Source organism: Dysgonomonas mossii, assembly GCF_004569505.1.
Taxonomy (GTDB): domain Bacteria; phylum Bacteroidota; class Bacteroidia; order Bacteroidales; family Dysgonomonadaceae; genus Dysgonomonas.
In genome coordinates, this window is record NZ_SPPK01000001.1 from 1215454 (window position 1) to 1233076 (window position 17623).

Annotated in this window: 13 protein-coding genes; 10 read left to right on the forward strand and 3 right to left on the reverse strand. The window is 34.3% G+C overall.

Going from position 1 to position 17623, the window contains the following annotated elements:
- Positions 1–5 precede the first annotated feature (5 nt).
- Genes E4T88_RS05170 through E4T88_RS05205 form a run of 8 tightly spaced genes read left to right on the forward strand, consistent with a single transcriptional unit; the run spans position 6 to position 9122 of the window.
- A complete protein-coding gene (locus tag E4T88_RS05170; RefSeq protein ID WP_135104385.1) occupies positions 6–1337 on the forward strand; it encodes an O-antigen polymerase in 1332 nt (443 codons plus the stop codon).
- Between the two features lie 19 nt (positions 1338–1356).
- On the forward strand, positions 1357–2586 hold the full coding sequence (locus E4T88_RS05175) for a lipid II flippase MurJ (RefSeq protein WP_135104386.1): 1230 nt from the start codon (positions 1357–1359) through the stop codon (positions 2584–2586).
- On the forward strand, positions 2583–3671 hold the full coding sequence (locus E4T88_RS05180; protein WP_135104387.1) for a glycosyltransferase: 1089 nt from the start codon (positions 2583–2585) through the stop codon (positions 3669–3671). Before E4T88_RS05175 ends, E4T88_RS05180 begins: the two co-directional genes overlap by 4 nt.
- Positions 3664–4809, forward strand: coding sequence for a glycosyltransferase family 4 protein (locus E4T88_RS05185; RefSeq protein WP_135104388.1), 1146 nt, complete (start codon positions 3664–3666; stop codon positions 4807–4809). Before E4T88_RS05180 ends, E4T88_RS05185 begins: the two co-directional genes overlap by 8 nt.
- Positions 4809–5414 (forward strand): sugar transferase, encoded by a 606-nt coding sequence (locus E4T88_RS05190; protein ID WP_135104389.1) that lies wholly within the window; start codon positions 4809–4811, stop codon positions 5412–5414. The genes E4T88_RS05185 and E4T88_RS05190 overlap by 1 nt, the downstream gene beginning before the upstream one ends.
- Positions 5415–5424: 10 nt before the next feature.
- Positions 5425–6006 carry an acetyltransferase gene (locus E4T88_RS05195; RefSeq protein ID WP_135104476.1) on the forward strand — a complete coding sequence of 194 codons (582 nt, stop codon included), beginning with the start codon at positions 5425–5427 and terminating at the stop codon, positions 6004–6006.
- 1 nt (position 6007) lies between these two features.
- Positions 6008–7150: a DegT/DnrJ/EryC1/StrS family aminotransferase gene (locus tag E4T88_RS05200; protein WP_438503320.1), complete on the forward strand. Its 1143-nt coding sequence runs from the start codon at positions 6008–6010 to the stop codon at positions 7148–7150.
- 16 nt (positions 7151–7166) lie between these two features.
- Positions 7167–9122, forward strand: coding sequence for a polysaccharide biosynthesis protein (locus E4T88_RS05205; protein ID WP_135104390.1), 1956 nt, complete (start codon positions 7167–7169; stop codon positions 9120–9122).
- A 62-nt stretch (positions 9123–9184) separates the two neighbouring features.
- On the opposite strand, the gene E4T88_RS05210 is transcribed toward E4T88_RS05205, so the two are convergent.
- The 3 genes from E4T88_RS05210 to E4T88_RS05220 form a co-directional block, all read right to left on the reverse strand.
- Positions 9185–10504 carry a TolC family protein gene (locus E4T88_RS05210; protein ID WP_185146730.1) on the reverse strand — a complete coding sequence of 440 codons (1320 nt, stop codon included), beginning with the start codon at positions 10502–10504 and terminating at the stop codon, positions 9185–9187.
- Between the two features lie 114 nt (positions 10505–10618).
- Positions 10619–13654, reverse strand: coding sequence for an efflux RND transporter permease subunit (locus E4T88_RS05215; RefSeq protein WP_135104392.1), 3036 nt, complete (start codon positions 13652–13654; stop codon positions 10619–10621).
- Positions 13655–13721: 67 nt separating this feature from the next.
- Positions 13722–14822: an efflux RND transporter periplasmic adaptor subunit gene (locus E4T88_RS05220; protein WP_135104393.1), complete on the reverse strand. Its 1101-nt coding sequence runs from the start codon at positions 14820–14822 to the stop codon at positions 13722–13724.
- 383 nt (positions 14823–15205) lie between these two features.
- Between E4T88_RS05220 and E4T88_RS05225 the strand changes: the two genes are divergently transcribed.
- Both E4T88_RS05225 and nadA read left to right on the forward strand, forming a co-directional pair.
- Entirely contained in the window at positions 15206–16414 is a 1209-nt protein-coding gene (locus tag E4T88_RS05225) for a hexokinase family protein (protein ID WP_135104394.1), read from the forward strand.
- A 141-nt stretch (positions 16415–16555) separates the two neighbouring features.
- Positions 16556–17560, forward strand: a complete 1005-nt coding sequence (gene nadA, locus E4T88_RS05230) for a quinolinate synthase NadA (RefSeq protein ID WP_135104395.1) — start codon at positions 16556–16558, stop codon at positions 17558–17560.
- Positions 17561–17623: the final 63 nt, after the last annotated feature.

Genomic DNA, 17623 nt, shown 5'->3' on the forward strand with positions numbered 1-17623 from the left:
AGATAATGATTATTTCTATTATTATTTTTACGGTTATTATATTAACTACCATTTGCAAAATAACAGAACCAATAAAAAATAAAAATTTTGGTCTTTTTGATTATTTTTTAATTTGGTTTACTTTTATATATGCACTAGTTCCTTTATTAATAATAGGTTCGAATGATTATGTCTTTATGTCTTTTATAGGTTTAGATAAACAAAATAAAACAGAACTACAATATATCCCAGAATCTTTAATAATTCTAGTGTCTTACTTATGTATTATATTGGGGGGTAGAATAAAACAAACTTATTGGAGTATAAAACAAATTAATATAAGTGACCGATCTTTATTTCAGTATTCAATTCTGTTTTTTATTCTCTCTATTTTCTTTTTTTTCTTTTTTATATCTAAATATGGCGGATTCGATTATGTTATTGCAAACTTATCCCGGATACGAAGTGGAGTAGATGAAAATAAGAGCTATTTAGGTGCATTTATGCTCATCCTATCGGATATAATAGTAGTGTCTTTTATAATCTGTTTATATTTGAAATTCAAAGGATTTTTTAGAGGGAAAGTTATTGCTTCACTTTTTTTTTATATTATATTGGCGTCTGTTTTCTTTAAATTTTTTATTGGAGCAGGACGTGCTAATATTATTCTGCTATTTATATATATAACATTATCTTATTACTTTATAAAAACAAAAATTCCATATAGATTTTTATTTATAGGGATACCTATAAGTCTATTTGTTATTTTTTATGGAAAAGTATTCCTTTTCAATATATTCTCTGAATCAAACTCTATTGCATTTGTTGATGCAAGAAATAACCAAGAATCATATAGCTATTTTAGTATGTTCATCCATGAATTCAATCATCAATTTTTCTCTATGAGTAATTTCTTAGAGAATAATTATGAGTCTCGATATATGAAAGATTATTGGGTTTGGTTACTAAAACCGTTAAAATTATTTGATAAATCAAATACATTCTATGATTCTATTTCATATTATAACACATATCTGATAAATCGGAAATGGGATAGTGAAATTCCTCCCGGATTTATAGGGCTTTCATATATCAATGGAAGCTTGATAGCGTTAACAATCCAATCTCTTTTATGGGGAAAACTGACTAAATGGTTAGATCTTTTATTTAAAAATAGCGATTTTAAAAATAAAGGAATTTTATTTGTTATATATATTCTTATATTTAATTATGGATGGTTCATATTTCAAAATGGAGATCCTGCTTTGATTATTCAATATGGGCTTATATATATATTATTATTCTCTTATTTAATAATCCGCAAAAAAATAATTCTAGTAAAGGTCTTTGAAAATTAAATGTTTAATATAATTATTTATGGCAAATAAAGTCATAAAACAATCTATCTCTTTGAAGAAAAATGTATTATATATGTTTATGGCTAATTTTATATATGCATTGTCTAATTGGTTTCAATTGTCTTTGGTGTCAAAGTTTATGAATATCAATGATTTAGGTGAATATACACTATCTATTGCCATTGTTTCTCCATTATTTTTATTTTTCTGTATGCAGTTAAGATCATTAATTCTAACAGACCATAAGGATGAGTTTAGCTATGCTACCTATTTTTCATTTAGGCTTTTTACCAGTATTATTTTTTTGCTAATTGTTTGTTTTTTAGGGATTCTCATGAGGTTTAATTTGTCTATATTAATTTTATATGCATTAATTAGATGTATTGAAGGAGTAGCTGATATATCTAATGGTAAATGTCAACAACTAGAGCAAATGAAAACTGTTTTTATATCAATTGCGTCTAAAAGTATTCTTTTGTCAATTGGATTCTTTGTTGGATTATATTTTTTTAAAAGTATTCAGCTTGGTTTCATTCTCGGCATAGCATCGATGTTAGTATTCTTACTATTTTATGATATAAAAAGAAATATGTTTGAAAAGTTTATCCTAAGGTCATTTGAATATAGATCTCTTTTAATAAAAGCCTTTCCTTTAGCTATTGTTATAGTTGTTATTTCTTTAAATACAAATATTTCAAAATTTTATATTGAATATTTTATAGATACTTCGACACAAGGTATATATTCATCTTTGTCTTATTGTATAATTCTAGGATCATTTATCGCTAACGCTATTGGTCAAACTGTCTCTCCCCGGCTTAGTCGATATTATCAAGAACGAGACAAAAAGAATTTTGACCAAATACAGAATAGATTTACTTTGTTTACAATAATAATAGGTGTTCTTGCTATTATTATATCTATTTTTGGGGGAGAGTTTATTCTAAATTTCTTGTTCAATCAAACTATTGCTGCTTATAAAAATCAATTTGTTTTGATTATGGTATCAGGATTGTTTATATATATTGCCACCTCATTAGGCTATACTTTAACTTCAATGAGAGAATTCAAAATTCAGCCTTATATCAATGGAACTATTCTTTGTCTGAATTTAATATGCTCGTATTTTCTTGTGAAAAATTATGGCATAAATGGAGCTATATACACTACAATATTCTGTTATGTTATTCAGGTTATTATAACTTATTCTATTATTAAGAAAAAGAGTAAATTACAATTTTATAAATGAGGATATTACATGTTATTCCTAGTTTGTCCATAGGAGGTGCGGAGAAACTTCTCGTAGACTCTTTAAAATTATATACAGAAAGAAATATAGTTGTAGGATTATTGTTAATTAAAGAGACAGATTCTTTGTTATTTGATATGCTAGATCATAAAGATATAAATATTCATATCTTAAATAGAACTAGTTTTTATAATCCATCATTAATATTTAAAATAGGAAAGATTTTAAAGAAATATAATCTTGTACATGTTCATTTATTTCCATCATTATATTTTGTACCTCTTGCAAAGCTGTTAAAGAGACTCAAGCTTCCTTTAGTATATACAGAACACAGTACAAATAATAAGAGACGAAATAAGAGATATTTGGATATATTAGAAACGTTTATTTATAATCGTTATAGAAAAATAATAACAATATCTCCAGAAGTAGATGAAGCACTTAAAAATCATGTTAACATACCATCTAATAGGATTACTTTAATACCAAACGGAATAGATATTAAAAGATATCAAGATGCAAATTCTTATGAAAAAAAAATGTTCTTCGAAGGTGTTGATGCCAAAATATTAATTCAAGTATCAAGCTTCAGATATCCTAAAGATCAACAAACAATCGTACGAGCGTTAAAATTATTACCCGATAATGTTAAACTATTATTAGTTGGAGAGGGACCGCTCGTGGATCAGGTCAAATTATTGGTCTCTCAACTAGAGCTAAGTAATAGAGTCTTATTTTTAGGAATAAGAATGGATGTTCCTGAATTATTAAAAACCTCTGATATTATTATTTTATCATCAGCTTATGAAGGTCTTTCTTTGGCCTCATTAGAGGCTCTGTCTTCTGGAAGACCATTCTTAGCCAGTGACGTAAGGGGTATTCGAGAAACGGTTCTTGGCTTTGGTATTCTTTTTGAATATCAAAATGAAAATCAACTGGCAGATAATATTAAATTATTATTGTCTGATAAAGAGTACTATAATCAAACATCCTTAAAGTGCATGGATAGAGCAAGTAATTACAGTCTAGAAAAGATGGTGGATTCCTATATCAAGATTTATAAGGAAATATTAAATAATGAATAAGCTCATTCGTATAACCACAGTTCCAATATCTTTGGATAAGCTTTTAGATAAGCAGATGGCTTTTATGAAAGATTATTATAAAGTCATTGCTGTTTCTTCAAATGAATCTTTACTGAAGAAAATTGGAGAAAAAGATGGTGTTGATATCTATTGTGTTGAAATGACAAGAAAGATTACACCTTTTCAAGATGTAAAAGCGATATGGAAACTTTATTGTTTTCTCAAGAAAGAGAAACCTTTATTTGTGCATACTCATACGCCGAAAGCTGGTATGGTTGGCATGGTCGCGGCATTGTTGGCAAAGGTTCCTAATAGACTACATACTGTAGCGGGTTTGCCACTCATGGAAACAAGGGGGCTGAAGCGAAAAGTACTGAATCTTGTAGAAAAAATAACTTATAAATGTTCTACAATAATATATCCTAATTCCAAAGGTTTAAGAGAAATTATAATAAAAGAGAAGTTGTGTCCTGAAAAAAAAATAAGAATAATAGGAAATGGTAGTTCGAACGGAATAAATACATCCTATTTTGATCCCATTAATATTTCTACTCTGGAAAGAGCCGATTTAAAAGAGTCTTTGAATATCGATAGTGATGACTTCGTATTTATTTTTGTTGGGCGCTTAGTTACGGATAAAGGAATAAATGAGTTGATCAGTGCTTTTGATGATATATCACATCGTAATAGAAAAGTGAAGCTCTTACTTGTTGGTAACAGAGAGTCCGAACTCGATCCATTGAAAAAAGAAACTCTGGAGATAATTTCTAAAAACTCCAATATTATAGAGGTTGGTTACCAACCTGATGTAAGACCATATTTTGCTATTTCTGATGTACTAGTATTTCCTAGTTATAGAGAAGGGTTTCCGAACGTAGTTATGCAAGCCGGAGCGATGGGGTTAGCGTCTATCGTTACTGATATAAATGGCTGTAATGAGATTATAATCAATGATACAAATGGAGTTATTATTCCTCCTAAAAACTCATTAGAATTGCAACGTAGAATGGAATTGTATTTAAATAATAATGCATTACTTGCAAAACATAGGTCTAATTCACGAAAAATGATTGTATCTCGATATGAACAGGAAATTATTTGGAGAACTTTATTATCAGAATATAAATCCTTAGAGTAATGTATCGCAACTTGTTTAAACGCATTTTAGATTTTGTATGTTCACTAATAGGCTTCATAATTCTATTGCCAATATTTCTATTTCTGACAATATTTCTGACAATAGCAAATAATGGGAAACCTTTTTTCTTTCAACAACGCCCCGGTAAGAACAATAAGATATTTGAAGTTGTTAAGTTTAGAACAATGAATGATAAAAAAGATGCGCAAGGAAATCTACTGTCAGATAAAGACAGATTAACGTCTCTTGGCAGATTTATTAGAAAAACTTCATTGGATGAAATTCCTCAATTAATAAATGTAATAAAAGGAGATATGAGTTTAGTTGGTCCTCGTCCTTTACTTCTCGAATATCTTCGTTTATATAATGAAAAGCAGATTCGCAGACATGAGGTTCGTCCAGGAATAACAGGATGGGCACAAATTAATGGTCGAAATGCTATTTCGTGGAAAGATAAATTTGAATTAGATGTATGGTATGTAGATAATATATCTATATCTTTGGATATAAGGATACTACTCCAGACCATATTAAAAGTGTTTAAATCGGAAGGTATAAGTTCAGACACAAGTCTTACCATGGAAAAATTTGAAGGGAACAAATAGGATGAAGAAGGTGTATTTATATGGTGCAGGAGGGCATGCTAAAGTAATATTAGATATTCTTCAGTTAAACAATATCGTTGTTGAAAAAATATTTGATGATGATATAACCATAAAAGACTTTATGGGAATTCCTGTATCAAGAGAGAGCAGATCACCTCTGATTGTAAGTATAGGAGATAACATGATACGAAAAAAAATTGTTTCCACCTTCTCTAACATTAGATATGAAAGAGCAATATCACAAAAAGCAATAATATCTGGATCTGCTTTGGTAGAAGAAGGTACGGTGGTAATGCAAGGCTCAATTATACAATCTTGTGCTCGTATCGGCAAGCATGTAATAATAAATACTGCATCAACTATAGATCATGACTGTATTATTCACGACTTCGTACACATTGCACCTGGCTCAAATCTATGTGGAGAAGTTGAAGTAGGGGAAGGAACTTTGATTGGTGCAGGATCTACAATTATACAAGGAGTTAAAATAGGAAAATGGTGCAAAATTGGAGCGGGATCAGTAGTTACTCGAAATATTCCGGATAATGTAGTCGCTATAGGAGCTCCTTGCAAAGTAACAAAACTTTTATAAAATGATGAATACTAATGAACGTATCTGGCTCTCTCTAGCACATATGGGAGGGCACGAACAGCGGTTTGTTCAAGAAGCTTTTGATACCAATTGGGTAGTGCCCATGGGCCCAAATGTGGATGCTTTTGAAACGGAATTAGCCGCATTCCTTCAGAGCAATGTATATGTCGCTGCGTTAAGTGCAGGAACAGCTTCTTTACATTTAGCTTTGATTATTTTAGGTGTAAAACAAGGAGATGAAGTCCTTTGTCAAAGCTTTACTTTTTCGGCATCGGCCAATCCTATAGTCTATCAAGGTGCAACTCCTGTCTTTATTGACAGTGAGAAAGATACGTGGAATATGTCCCCGGAACATTTAGAAAGAGCTATAAAGGATCGGATATCTAAAGGCAAAAAACCTAAAGCAATTATACCCGTGCATCTCTATGGTATGCCCGCAAAGATAGAAGAGATACAAAGTATTTCCTCAAAATATGAAATACCGATCATTGAAGATGCCGCAGAAGCATTAGGATCGAGATATAAAAGCCAGCATTGTGGAACTTTTGGTGAAATGGCTGTACTCTCCTTTAATGGGAATAAAATAATTACGACATCCGGAGGTGGTGCACTTGTCGCCCATAATGAGGAATATATAAAAACGGCACGATTCCTGGCAACTCAGGCTAGAGATGCTGCGCCACATTATCAACATTCACATATCGGATATAATTACCGAATGAGCAATGTCGTAGCCGGAATTGGTAGAGGGCAAATGCTTGTTTTAGAAGATAGAATCAAACAAAGACGAACAAATAATGAGTTTTATCGTAAAGGTTTAGAAAAAGTTGAAGGAATAAGTTTCCAAACAGAGCCTTCATCTGATTATTTTTCTAATTATTGGCTGACATCTATACTTGTTAATCCTTTAAAAACAGGAGGGAAAACGAGAGAAGATATATATGATGTATTAAACGAAAATAATATAGAATCCAGACCTTTATGGAAGCCAATGCATATGCAACCAATATTTAGCGGTTGCCCATATTATGGAGACGGAACATCTGAACGATTATTTAGAGAAGGGTTATGTCTTCCGTCTGGGACTAGTTTAAGTTTTGAAGATGTAGATAGAGTAATAAAAGCTATAGAAAGTATGTTCTAAACCCAGAAGAATAAAAATGATAAACAATACTACACGAAAAATATATAAGAGATTCTTAGAGAATCGTCTGCTGAGCAGATGGTTCGTCTTGTTGATAGATATGGCAATAGTCACTTTTGCGACTATCATATCATATATTCTAACACTTCAGATATACAAAAATATTCATATAGTATATCATCCGGTATTCTTCGAATATCTCGCTATAACCGTATTATTTAATGCAGTCTGTTTTAGTATATTTAAAACATATAAAGGAATTGTCCGTTATTCTACAATTCATGAATTTCAAAAGATACTTACATCCTTGTTATTTGCTGATTTACTTATATTTCTTACATTATATAAAGTTATAGGTCCATCAGGAAGCGTTGCTGTCGCATATTGTAGTACACTCTTTTTAGTTTCATTGGTTTGTTTGTACGGGTTTCGCTTAGTTGTCGTTTATACTTATCAGACATTAACACGACGGTTTGGGAATAATCCGTCTATACCTGTATTTGTGTGGGGATTAAATGAAGACAATATTGTCCTTGCACAACTGTTGAGTACAGGAAACAATAGATTCAGGATTATAGGCTTTCTTACAACAGAGCCTGACTCAAAGTTAAAGAAACTCACAAACGTACCGGTTCTGACTATTCAGAAGCCCGAAGATTTCGTAAAATACAAAATAAAAGATATATTGTTTACCAAAGAAGATGAACTAAAGAATGAAGCTAATTATGTTGAAAAACTATTAAGCTTAAATATTCGCATCTATATAAGTAAACAAATGAATATAGACAGTTTATCTCAACTGTCTGATATTAGTCGGAGTATTCGTCCTGTTCAGATTGAAGATTTGCTTGGGCGTCCCGAAATAAATATCAGCTTGAATGTTATAGCTGAAAATGTTCAAGGTAAAAATATTTTGGTGACAGGTGCTGCAGGTTCAATAGGAAGTGAAATCGTCAAACAGCTAGCTCAATTTTCTCCTGCTTCTATTATTTGCCTCGATCAGGCTGAAACGCCCTTGAATGATTTGGATATTGAATTAAAGAAGTTGTATCCTTGCTTAAACTATACGACTATTATCGGAGATGTTCGCAATCATACAATTATCAATTTTGTGTTTGATAAATATAAACCTAATATAGTTTATCATGCCGCTGCTTATAAGCATGTCCCTATGATGGAAAGATATCCATGTGAAGCTATAATTACCAACGTATTAGGCACAAAGGTATTAGTTGATTTAGCAATTGAGTATGATGTTGAGATGTTTATTATGGTCTCAACAGACAAGGCTGTAAACCCTACAAATATCATGGGGGCAACTAAACGCATCGCAGAAATATACGTTCAGTCTTGTGCTGCTGATCAGAAGAAAAATAAGTCTCATACTAAATTTGTGACAACACGCTTTGGTAATGTATTAGGAAGTAATGGCTCTGTTATTCCATTATTCAGAAGGCAGATAGAGAAGGGTGGTCCGATAACTGTAACAGATCCTGAGATCACTCGTTATTTTATGACCATTCCGGAGGCATGCCGCTTGGTTTTGGAAGCTTCTGTTATCGGTAAGTCCGGTTATATTTACGTCTTTGATATGGGGCAGCCTGTGAGGATCTATGATTTAGCAAAAAAAATGATAGAGTTGGCCGGTTTAGTTCCGGAAAGAGATATCGAAATTCAATTTTCAGGATTAAGGCCCGGAGAGAAGCTGTATGAAGAGTTATTGAATGACTCTGAAATAACAGAACAGACTTCACACAAAAAGATTATGATGGCTAAAGTAAGGGAATACCATTTTCAGGATATTTTACCTCAAATAGAGCAATTAATTTTAGTCGCCCAGACAAATGATAAATACAAACTCGTACGACAGATGAAAGTACTCGTACCTGAGTTTGTTAGCAATAATTCAGAATTTGAACAACTTGATCAAAATAATATAGATACCACTAGCAATTCTCAAATTTGGGTATAAAAGAAATACCTGTATTTATTTTTACAAAACAGACAACAGAATCCGACAGATGCTCATTGTATTTACTCCGAATATGAAATCACTTGCCCACTAATTTGCATAAGCGATATTTCACATAATTTTGTATTATATTCAGCTTGAACAAGTCTTTCTTCGGCTTCTAATAGACTGTTTTGTGCCTCTCGTAGTTCTATACCTGACAGGTCTCCAAGTTTGTAGCGTTCGATAGCTATTTCATGGTTTTCTTTTGCTGTCTGTACATTTTCTTTTTCAAGATTTGTCAGATCTATATTATTTCTATAAGCCATCCACATATTCGAAAAATCGGCTTTTAGAGAGAGTATAGTTTGCTCGTATTGGAGTTCTTTGTTTTCAACTTCTATACGGGCATTCTTTTGTTTTCTTTTTCTATTGAAGCCATCAAACAGGTTGAAGCCTAGAGTTAATCCATAGGTTAAGCCCAAATTGTTTTGATTATCTATAGTCCCCGTATTGTAAATGTTTTTTGTATAACCATAGCCTGCATTAAGTTTCAAATACGGATAGTTCTCACTCTGAACTGTTTTTAAATCAAGCAAACTAAGATTCTTATTTTTATTTGATAACAAAAGGAAAGTATTCGAAGATAGCGTTTTTTGCCAAACATCTTCTTTATTTATAAACTGATTGAATTCAATTATAGAGTCCGTGGTTACAATGAGTTGCTCGATATTGTCTGCAGCCATCATTTGGTTAAGTGATATGCGAGATGTGTATAATACTTCATATTGTTTAATCAAGCGAGAGCTGTCACTGTTGAAGTCTACCTTCGCTTGTTGAAGGTCGAGTCGAGAGCCTGCTCCAATTTCGTATCTAGCTTCAACAATGCGCAATCTTTCTTTAGATAACTTAACGGCTGATTTCAAGTTTTTTAATCGGATATTCTGCTGGATGTAATTGTAATATTCTGAAGTTAACCCCGATACGAAGTTTTCTATCGTTAAGCGGGTATTCAGTTCCCCCATCTTTTGGAGCTCTTTTAAGCGTTGATGATTCGTTTGGATATTGAAGCCATCAAAAACAGTCCAATTCAAGTTGACGCCTGCATTCAATAATTGGTTGTGAATGCCGTTATTCTTATTTTTCTCTCCATTTGCCAAATTCTGTGTTGTATTGTTTACCGAACCCGAATAACCCGTTGTGAGATCTACAGACGGAAGGTATCCTGCATTTCCCACAGTGAGATTGTTGTCCGATATTTCCTGATTATTGCGCATAATACGAATATCATAGTTCTTTTGCAATCCCGTTTCGATACATCTTTTCAGATCGAATACAACCTGAGAATTACATATGCTTGGTGCAGCTATTGCCAGAATGATAATTAATATATATTTTTTCATCATTAAAATTCTTCTTAGTCAAAAGGTGACAAAAGTAACAGCTTTTATCTCTTTTTTATTTGTTACTTTTTGTCCTAGTATATAGTTGTTATATTATAGATAAATTTATATTTACTAAATCCTATCTTTCTTCTTACTTCTGTCGGTAGATATATATAAATACATAGCCGGTACAATGAATATTGTTAATAGAGTAGAAATCATCATTCCTCCAATTACAGCCACCCCCATAGCCATACGTCCATTGGCTCCTTCGGCACTGGCAAATATTAGAGGTAACAATCCCAACACCGTAGAGAAGCTCGTCATAAGGATCGGACGCAAACGTTGTACTGCAGCTCCCTGTATGGCTTCAAGTTTATTCATTCCTGCTTCTTGACGCTGATTTGCAAACTCCACAATAAGAATACCATTTTTAGCGACCAGCCCGATAAGCATAATAATTCCTATCTGACTGAATATATTCATCGTTATATCTTTGACATACATAAACAAAAGAGCTCCGGCAATTGCAAGGGGGACTGTAAGCATAATAACAAATGGATCTTTGAAACTTTCGAACTGTGCTGCAAGGATCAAAAAGATCAGTAATATAGCAAGTATAAATGCGAACATCAAACTCGAAGAGCTTTCGCTAAAATCCTTCGAATCTCCCGCCAATGCTGTTCGAAATGTATCATCAAGGGTTTCTTTCGCTATGCGATCCATTTCTTCCAACCCGGCGCCGATTGTTACTCCCGGAGATAATCCTGCGGATACTGTTGCAGACTTGAATCTGTTATACCTGTATAGCTGGGGAGGGGCAACACTTTCTTCTAAGCGCACAAGGTTATCCATCTGAATCATATTCCCTCCTAAGTTTTTAAGATAAATAGATTTAAGGTCGAGAGGTGTATTCCTTTGTTGGCGATTAATTTCCCCTAATATCTGATATTGTTTCCCATTCATATAAAAATATCCCATACGTTGTCCACTTAGTGCATATTGCAATGTTTGTCCTATATCTCTGGTACTTACTCTTAGTATGGCGGCTTTATCTCTGTCTATGATAATACGGGTTTCAGGTTTCGTGAATTTAAGATTTACATCAGCCATTTGAAACATTGGGCTTTCTTGTACTTTTCTCATAAATTGAGGGATGAATTCCTCTAACTTTTCAAGGTTGGTAGCTTGCAATACATATTGTATAGGCATACTCGATCGTCTTCCACCGAAGGTAGATTGCTGTTGCACAAATGCCCGTGCCTCTGTTTCTTTTCTTACTGCCTTTGTCAGTTCGTTGGCGATCTCCATTTGGCTTCTTTCTCTGTCTTTAATATTGGGCAACATGAGGTTTATCATCCCGCCTCCTGTCCAGGCACGCATTGTATTAATGAGGCGTTCAGGTGCAACAGAATCAGCTATCACTCCAATCTTTTCTGTATAATTTCGATTAAATTCATAAGTAGAGCCTTCTGGTCCGCTGGTTCTTATTGTTATCTGTGAGCGGTCTTCCAATGGAGCCATTTCGGAAGGGATCGCACTGACTAAATAACCTATTCCTGCGAGTGTAAGGATTATGATAGGCCATGTTATTATCTTATGTTTAAGGAAGTGTTGCAAACCATTGTCGTAAGCTTTGGTCAACCATTGAAAGAAAGGATCTGTTTTACGGTAAAACCATCCCGCCTTATCTTTCTTCTTCAATAACTTGGTTGCAAGCATCGGTGTAAACGTAAGAGCTACAAATGCTGAAATAAGGACAGCTCCGGCAATAACAATACTAAATTCACGGAACAAACGTCCTGTCATCCCTTCAAGAAAGACAATAGGGAAAAATACCGCAACTACAGACACTGTTGTTGAGATAACGGCGAAGAATATTTCTTTAGAACCCTCTATCCCTGCTTGCTTGGGAGTCATACCTCCCTCAATTTTCAGATAGATGTTCTCTGTGACCACAATAGCATCATCAACTACCAATCCCACAGCCAGAACTACGGCCAACATGGATAAGACGTTGATCGAGAATCCTGCAACATACATCACAAAGAAAGCTCCTACGAGTGATACGGGAATAACAACGCAAGGAACCAATGTCACACGCCAGTCGCGAAGGAAAAGGAATATTATGATAACGACCAACGCAAATGCTATGTATACCGTTTCTTCCACTTCTGCTATCGAAGCCCTTATAAATTTAGTATTGTCGAAGGCAACATCAATTTTGACATCCTCCGGTAAGTCTTTCTTTAGTTGTTCGAGACGGACCATCGCTTCATCAGAAATTTCAATCTGATTGGCTCCCGGTTGTGGAATAATAACAGTACTTACAGCAGGAACACCATTGCGACGCATAATACTCTTATAGTTTTCTGTACCCAGCTCCGCTGTACCTACGTCTCTAAACCTTACAACATTATAATTGTCTTCTTTGATAATCATATTGTTGAATTCCTCCGGGGTTTGCATCAGTCCCAATGTTCGTATAGAAAGCTCAAGGTTATCGCCTTCTATGCTGCCGGAAGGCAATTCCACATTTTCTTTATCTACGGCACTTTTTACATCCATAGGGGTAATGCCATACGATGCCATTTTTACAGGATCGAGCCATAGTCGCATCGAATAGCGGTTTTGTCCCCAGATTTCTACAGCACTTACATTGGGTATGGTTTGTAAACGCTCTTTTACTGTCAACTCAGCTATTTCACTTAGTTCGAGCAAAGAACGCTTTTCGCTTTGTATACTTATTTGTATAATCGGGTTGGCATCGGCATCAGCCTTCGATACAGTAGGAGGGTCGCAGTCGCGAGGCAGATAACGTTGTGCCCGCGAGACTTTATCCCGCACATCATTTGCTGCTGTTTCGAGGTCTACAGATAATTCAAATTCCACTGTTATACGGCATGAACCCTGACTACTACTACTTGTCAAAGACCTGATGCCCGGTATTCCATTTATATTTTGTTCTAGTGGTTCTGTGATCTGATTCTCTATAATTTCGGCATTAGCCCCGGGATAACTCACGTCTACCGAAATAATGGGGTTATCTATGTTGGGATATTCGCGCACCCCTAAATATGTATATCCGATCAATCCTAAAAGGAATATAATCAATACAAATACAGTGGCTAATACCGGGCGCTTTATACTTAATTCAGATATAGTCATCTTTTAGAGGTTTTGGATGTTTAGAAATCTACGATCTTAAATATCCGAAGCTATTATATAAATTGTTTTACTGATTGTTTTCTATAAAATTATCGATAATAACAGGCAACCCGTCACGCAATTGCATGACACCCGTTACTAAAAGAGTATCGCCAACATTTAATCCGTTTAATACCTGAACGGATGAAGCTGTACGCATACCCTTCTTTAGTACTATCTGGTGGGCTACGCCGTTCTTATATACGTATGCAATATCACGTCCCATTTCTGCTATCGTAGATAAACTAGGGATGACTAAAGTATTCTTTATCTCCTGCAATTTTATCTCAACATTAGTAGAGAGACCCGGTTTTAATCTTCCTCCGGGATTAGCATACAAAGCTCTGGCTTTTAGAGTGAGTGTTTGTCTATCGAGGTTAGACTCTAGGGCATAAACTGTAGCTTGGTATTTGTTTAAATCATTATCGAATGTAAAGGTGAGAGGTGTTCCGGGCTTTACATTATTTACTTCTGACTCATTTACCGAAAACTCTATTTTTAATGGAGTTATTTTGGTTAGCCGAGATATTATTATAGAAGGTGAAGCATATGTTCCTTCACTCACTTGTCTCAAACCTATGATACCATCAAATGGAGCACGTAGTTCCGTCTGGGTTATTCTTGTTTTTACCAGTTCAATATCAGCCTTCAATTTTTCCAACTCTGTATTGACAGACTCGTAAGCTTCCTGACTTACAGCGTCTTTTGCCAACAATGCCTTTTGACGGTAAACTCTGTCTTCGGCAAGAGGTATTTGTGTTTGTAATTTCTTCAACTCAGCTTGTAGCGGTTTATCATTCACTTTGGCTAAAAGCTGTCCTTTTTTTACATTCGAACCCTCTTTGAAGTGTATTTCTGTTATCATACCTGATGTTTCGAATGATAGATCAACTTCCTCATCAGGGATCAATACACCTTTCACCCTGATGGTATTATCCAGATTACCGTATTTTAAGATCTGGGCATTAACATTCAGTATCGTACGATTGCTTGTCCCTTTATTTCCTGGTGGAGTTGGTGACGGATCGGCATTCGTTGTTAAAAGACCTTTGATCTTTGGGTAAAAAGCCATTCCGGCAATAAATAAAAGAATAATAATCAGAAGTCCTATTTTTGTTTTTTTGTTCATAGTAAATATTCTATTTTGGGCTTATAATACAGGTTTCCAAGAATACGATTTAAAATAGATGGAAAGGTTTAATTTATTGGATGTATTTTAATTTTTGTTTGCATTACTAAACAAAAATTAAACAAGACTTATTCTCTCTCCATTTTCTTTTGGCTCATCATTTATTGGGAATGTTTTTTAAGTTTTGCGTCGATCTATTTTACAAATATAATATTTAAAATAGAAGTGTTACAGCATTCTAAAATGTCCTTAAAAAGCGATGTCTTAGAATGTCCTAAAAATAGTTATTTATTCAGATTCATTGCCTCTGTAATGGCTCAATATTCAAATGAGATAGTTATATTTGTAGAGTTTAAAAAATAACCTAAACATAAAGATACCTTATGAAGAAAGATATTTTTCATCTTAAGTCGAAACAACTAAAAGAAATAGCCCAGTCGCTCCAACACAAGGTAGAGGTTGGTCTGAGTAAAGAGAATGCCGAAATACAGTGTATTCCTACTTATATTATACCTAAAACAACCAGTGTGAACGGTAAGGCTACTGTTTTAGATTTAGGAGGAACTAACTATCGGGTTGCTGTAGTTGACTTTGTTGATGGTAAACCAACAATTCATCCTGAAAATGGATGGAAGAAGGATTTGTCTGTTATGAAAACTCCGGGTTTTACAGAAGAAGATTTGTTTAAAGAACAAGCCGATCCGATAGGAGAAATCAAACGTGATCAAGAAACTCCTATAGGATATTGTTTTTCTTATCCGGCTGAATCTCTTCAAAACGGAGATGCGAAGCTTCTTAGATGGACAAAAGGTGTTGACATCAAAGAAATGGTAGGAAAACCCGTAGGACAACCATTGGTAGATTATCTGAACCAACGTAATGATATTAAATTCAATGGTGTAAAAGTAATCAACGATACAGTCGCAAGCTTATTTGCCGGACTTACTGATTCTAGTTATGACGCTTATATCGGGCTGATTGTTGGAACAGGTACAAATATGGCTACTTTTATCAACGCTGATAAAATAAAGAAACTAAATCCTGATTACAAACTGAGTGGGGTGATTCCTGTAAACTTAGAGTCTGGTAACTTTAACCCTCCTCATCTGACAGCTATCGATGATAAGGTAGATGCTTGCTCTGATGCAAAGGGTGCTCAACGTTTCGAAAAAGCTGTATCGGGTATGTATTTGGGAGAAATCCTAAAATCGGTTTTCCCGTGCGATGAATTCGAACAAAGATTTGATGCTCAGAAGCTGACTAATATTATGAATTATCCTGATATTCATAAGAAAAGATATGTAGAGATTGCTCGTTCAATATACGAAAGATCAGCGAAGCTAGTTGCTGCATCTATCGCCGGATTGGTTTTGGTTCTTGTATCACATGATCCATCTATCAAGAAAATAAGATTGGTAGCCGAAGGTAGCTTATTCTGGAGTGAATACAGAAAAGGCAAAAATTATAAAGATATGGTAATGTCTGAGTTACAAAAACTTCTTACAGAGTTTAATCATGGAGATGTTCATGTACATGTGGCTCAAATGGACAATGCAAATCTTATAGGTTCTGCTATAGCTGCTTTGTCGTAAACTAAAGATATAATAGCAAGTAGGGGTTTGGATGTTTCCAAATCCCTTTTTTCTTATAATCAATATCGGTTAAGTCACTTTTTATAAGTATTTTTGCCCTGCAAATAACTATTTGTCGTTTTATTTTATCTGGACTATTATATGACTATGTTAGAAAAAGCAGTTGACGCACTCCCTATAAAAGGATATCTGAATATGGAAATACCGAAAGGTATAAATCTGGTAGAAGAGATTAATAAAATGCGAAAAGAAAAGAATGCTATTATTCTTGCGCATTATTATCAGACAGGCGATATTCAGGATATAGCCGATTTTTTGGGAGACAGTTTACAACTGGCACGTGCCGCCGAAAAAACAAATGCAGATCTGATTGTATTCTGCGGAGTGCATTTTATGGCCGAAACCGCTAAAATTTTGAATCCGACCAAAAAGGTAGTTCTTCCTGATTTATTAGCCGGTTGTTCTTTGGCGGATTCTGCGTCAGGGGAGGGGATTCGTGAAATGAAGAAGAAATATCCGAATGCCATTGTTGTGAGTTATATCAATTGTGACTCTACCGTTAAGGCTGAGAGTGATATAATTGTTACGTCATCCAATGCCGAGCACATCATAAACTCTTTGCCGGAAGATCAAGAAATTATATTTGCTCCTGATAAAAATCTGGGTAGATATATCAATCAAGTGACTGGACGAAATATGATACTTTGGGACGGTGCTTGTATTGTACATGAAGCATTTTCTCTGGAACGGATTGCGCAGCAGATGTTAGAACATCCGAAGGCTAAACTTATAGCTCACCCCGAAGCTCAAAAACCGGTTTTACAGGTAGCTCACTATATTGGCTCTACAGCCAACTTGCTCAACTATGTGGTGAATGATAGCAGTCAAGAATTTATTGTGGCTACAGAAGAAGGTATCTTGCACGAGATGAGAAAGCGTGCACCGCACAAAACTCTAATTCCTGCACTGACGATTGATGATAAATGCAATTGTAGCGAATGTCATTTTATGAAATTAAATACAATGGAGAAATTGTATTTGTGTATGAAGTATGAGCAGCCTGAGATATTGATGGATGAAGAAATCCGACTAAAAGCTTTGAAACCTATAAATAGAATGTTGGAATTGTCTAAGACTATTAAATAAACAAATAACAAAAAGTGATGATTTATGAATTGTGAGCACATAATGTTGTGTGTTTGTAATCCG

Coding starts and splice junctions, on each gene's coding strand:
- E4T88_RS05170 (WP_135104385.1), top strand. CDS start 6: ATGATTATTTCTATTATTATTTTTACGGTTATTATATTAACTACCATT.
- E4T88_RS05175 (WP_135104386.1), top strand. CDS start 1,357: ATGGCAAATAAAGTCATAAAACAATCTATCTCTTTGAAGAAAAATGTA.
- E4T88_RS05180 (WP_135104387.1), top strand. CDS start 2,583: ATGAGGATATTACATGTTATTCCTAGTTTGTCCATAGGAGGTGCGGAG.
- E4T88_RS05185 (WP_135104388.1), top strand. CDS start 3,664: ATGAATAAGCTCATTCGTATAACCACAGTTCCAATATCTTTGGATAAG.
- E4T88_RS05190 (WP_135104389.1), top strand. CDS start 4,809: ATGTATCGCAACTTGTTTAAACGCATTTTAGATTTTGTATGTTCACTA.
- E4T88_RS05200 (WP_438503320.1), top strand. CDS start 6,008: ATGATGAATACTAATGAACGTATCTGGCTCTCTCTAGCACATATGGGA.
- E4T88_RS05205 (WP_135104390.1), top strand. CDS start 7,167: ATGATAAACAATACTACACGAAAAATATATAAGAGATTCTTAGAGAAT.
- E4T88_RS05210 (WP_185146730.1), bottom strand. CDS start 10,504: ATGAAAAAATATATATTAATTATCATTCTGGCAATAGCTGCACCAAGC.
- E4T88_RS05215 (WP_135104392.1), bottom strand. CDS start 13,654: ATGACTATATCTGAATTAAGTATAAAGCGCCCGGTATTAGCCACTGTA.
- E4T88_RS05220 (WP_135104393.1), bottom strand. CDS start 14,822: ATGAACAAAAAAACAAAAATAGGACTTCTGATTATTATTCTTTTATTT.
- E4T88_RS05225 (WP_135104394.1), top strand. CDS start 15,206: ATGAAGAAAGATATTTTTCATCTTAAGTCGAAACAACTAAAAGAAATA.
- nadA (WP_135104395.1), top strand. CDS start 16,556: ATGACTATGTTAGAAAAAGCAGTTGACGCACTCCCTATAAAAGGATAT.